Below are 1,456 nucleotides of genomic sequence, written 5' to 3' on the forward strand. Positions count from 1 at the left end.
CTAGAAGTGGTGCCGCGCCAGTGGAAGGTGATCGAGACGGTCCGCGAGAAGTTCTCCTGCCGCGACTGCGAGAAGATCAGCCAGGCGCCAGCGCCGTTCCATGCCGTTGCTCGGGGGTGGGCTGGTCCGAGCCTCTTGGCCATGATTATGTTTGAGAAGTTCGGCCAGCATCAGCCGCTCAACCGCCAGGCGGAGCGCTACGCTCTGGAAGGCGTGCCGATCGCACTGTCGACCATGGCAGATGCCGTTGGGGCGGTCTGTGCCTCGCTGGATCCTCTGCTGCGCTTGGTGGAAGCCCACGTCATGGCGGCCGAGCGCCTTCATGCTGACGATACGACGGTACCGGTCCTGGCCAAGGGCAAGACCGACACCGGACGGTGCTGGATCTACATCCGCGACGATCGGCCATTTGGGGGCACGGACCCGCCGGCGGCGATGTTCTACTACTCGCGCGACCGCAAGGGCGAGCATCCCCAAGCGCATCTGGCCCGGTATGCCGGCATCCTGCAGGCCGACGCCTATGACGGGTACAACCAGCTCTATCTGCCGGGACGCCAGGCCGGGCCAATCCGGGAGGCTGCCTGCTGGTCGCATGGACGGCGCCCGTTCTTCGCGATGGCCGACATCGAAGAGAATGCCCGGCGCAGGGCCATCGGCAAAAAGGAAATCCCGCTCTCGCCGATCGCGATCGAGGTCGTGCGGCGGATCGATGCGCTGTTCGAGATCGAACGGTCCATCAACGGCAAGAGTGCCGAGGAGCGCCTTCGGGTTCGGCAGACGCTGAGCCGGCCTCTGGTCGAGGACCTCCAGGTCTATATGCGGGAGCAGCTTGCCAAGCTGTCTCGGGGGCACGACCTGGCTAAGGCGTTCAACTATATCCTGAAGCGCTGGGCGAGCTTCACCCTATTCCTCGAGGACGGCCGCGTGTGTCTCTCCAACAATGCCGCCGAACGGGGCTTGCGAGGCATCGCTCTTGGGCGGAAGTCCTGGCTGTTCTGCGGATCTGATCGCGGAGGGCGGCGCGCCGCAGCTATGTACAGCCTGATCGTCACAGCCAAAATCAACGGCATCGATCCGCAGGCGTGGCTCACGAATGTCCTCGCCCGCATCGCCGCTCATCCGGCTCATCGGCTGGACGAACTTCTGCCCTGGAATTGGACGTCAGCGTCTGCGCTCTCCGCTCGAGCGGCGGCATGACCACCCAGGTCAACAAGGTCCATAGCGTCACCACCATCACCAAGATCGCCAAAGACCTCGGCGAAGACGAAGATTGGCTGTGGGACATCGCCAACGAGATGGAGATCGAGGATGGCGTCATCTGGGTCTATGGCGTCGGAGAAGACGGCGTTCAGGCGTTCACCGACTTCGGCATCGACAACCTGATCGAGCTCATCAAGTTCTATAAAGAGAACCCTGGACTACTCAGGCGGTAGCCCTGCGGCCTACGCCGAATGGA

2 protein-coding genes are annotated in these 1,456 nt (G+C 63.3%); both read left to right on the forward strand.

The genetic code is table 11. From position 1 onward, the window contains the following. Nucleotides 1-1,197 (forward strand): IS66 family transposase (tnpC, locus tag AC0L3S_RS39015; RefSeq protein ID WP_473285265.1); only part of this gene is annotated, 1,197 nt, incomplete at its 5' end. Then, on the forward strand, nt 1,194-1,433 hold the full coding sequence (locus tag AC0L3S_RS39020; RefSeq protein WP_473285267.1) for a hypothetical protein: 240 nt from the start codon (nt 1,194-1,196) through the stop codon (nt 1,431-1,433). The genes tnpC and AC0L3S_RS39020, both read left to right, overlap by 4 nt. Nucleotides 1,434-1,456: the final 23 nt, after the last annotated feature.

Source organism: Bradyrhizobium sp. Ken01 (genome assembly GCF_055807355.1).